This is a genomic window from Parvibaculum sp. (genome assembly GCF_040882025.1).
Lineage (GTDB): Bacteria > Pseudomonadota > Alphaproteobacteria > Parvibaculales > Parvibaculaceae > Parvibaculum.
Window position 1 is genome coordinate 8,679 of record NZ_JBBECC010000204.1, and the last position, 1,471, is coordinate 10,149.

3 protein-coding genes are annotated in these 1,471 nt (G+C 67.1%); 1 reads left to right on the forward strand and 2 read right to left on the reverse strand.

Going from position 1 to position 1,471, the window contains the following annotated elements; all coding sequences use genetic code 11:
* Together WEB61_RS15885 and WEB61_RS15890 are read right to left on the reverse strand one after the other, a co-directional pair.
* Window positions 1-275, reverse strand: a 275-nt coding sequence (locus WEB61_RS15885) for a twin-arginine translocation signal domain-containing protein (protein ID WP_368065319.1), incomplete at its 3' end; no start/stop codon positions are given.
* A gap of 13 nt (window positions 276-288) precedes the next feature.
* On the reverse strand, window positions 289-756 hold the full coding sequence (locus tag WEB61_RS15890; protein WP_368065320.1) for a (2Fe-2S)-binding protein: 468 nt from the start codon (window positions 754-756) through the stop codon (window positions 289-291).
* A 171-nt stretch (window positions 757-927) separates the two neighbouring features.
* On the opposite strand from WEB61_RS15890, the gene WEB61_RS15895 reads away from it, so the two are divergent.
* Window positions 928-1,470 (forward strand): superoxide dismutase family protein, encoded by a 543-nt coding sequence (locus tag WEB61_RS15895; RefSeq protein WP_368065321.1) that lies wholly within the window; start codon window positions 928-930, stop codon window positions 1,468-1,470.
* Window position 1,471: the final 1 nt, after the last annotated feature.

Genomic DNA, 1,471 nt, shown 5'->3' on the forward strand with positions numbered 1-1,471 from the left:
TCCATTTCCTCCGCCGCCATCATGGCAAGCGCCGTGATGGTACCCTGCCCCATGTCGGCATGAGGGACATAGATGGTGACGATGTTGTCCGGCGAGATTTTCAGCCAGGTGGTGACGAAACGTTCGCCGCCTTGCGCGGCCGCCCCTTCGGCGAGCTCGCGGCGCGAGGGGCCGGAGACGGCATAGCCGAGAAGGAGACCGCCGCCGACCGCGACGCCGACGCTGCCGCCGATGAGAAACTGGCGGCGCGAAGGCTTCTTGAATTGCATGGCCATGATGCTCTCTCCCTCAGGCTGCGGTGACGGAACGGATGGCGGCGCGGACGCGCGGATAGGTACCGCAGCGGCAGACATTCGTGATCGCCGCGTCGATGTCTTCATCCGTGGGCTGAGGGTTTTCCGCGATGAGGGCGGAGACGGCCATCAGCATGCCGGACTGGCAATAGCCGCATTGGGGGACCTGCGCGTCGATCCAGGCCTGCTGGACGGGGGCGAGAAGGCCCTCCGCCGCGCCGGAGGTGGCGGCGAGGCCTTCGATGGTGGTGATGGTCGCGCCGTCCACGGCTTCCACGGGGGTGACGCAGGTGCGGGTGGCGACGCCGTCGACATGGACCGTGCAGGCGCCGCAGGCGGCGACGCCGCAACCGAACTTGGTGCCGGTGAGGCCGAGCTCGTCGCGCAGCGCCCAGAGAAGCGGCATTTCGGGCTCGATGTCGAGCACATGGGCCTTGCCGTTGACGCGCAGCGTGACGGACATGGGGGTACCTCCGGCGGTTTCGGGGAGCGAGACTGACCAGTTTTACCATTTCGGTCAGTCGGTATCCAGCACCGATTTCGAGGTCACGGTTTTGTGATGGCCGGGCTGGGCGCGGGGAGCGGCGCGACTTATGTTTGGACGAGGCTTGTTTCCCGTTTCCGGAGGTTCCCGATGCCCGTTCGCCTGCCCGTCATCGTTTTTCTCGCCGCCAGCTTCGCCGCCGCCGGCGCCGCACAGGCCGAGCCGAAGCTCGCCGCCGGACAGTTCAAAAGCACCGACGGGGCGGAGGCGGGATCGGCCGATCTCTCCGAGGGGCCGGACGGCGTGCTGATCCGCATCGAGGTCGAGGGCCTTGCGCCGGGCTGGCACGGCGTCCACTTCCATGCCACCGGCGACTGCTCGGACGCGAAGTTCATGTCGTCGGGCGGACACATCAATCATCCGCTCAAATCCGAAGAGAAGCCGCATGGGCTGCTCAATCGGGAAGGGCCCGACTTCGGCGATCTGCCGAACCTGCATGTGGCGGAGGACGGCACGGGCAAGGCCGAGATGTTTTCGGCGCTGGTCAGTTTCGACGGCCAGGGCGACCGCTCGATGCTGTTCGACGCCGATGGCAGCGCCATCGTCATTCACGCGGGCGCGGACGACCATATGAGCCAGCCGATCGGCGGCGCCGGGGCACGCGTTGCCTGCGCGGTTCTCGAACGCGAGTGAA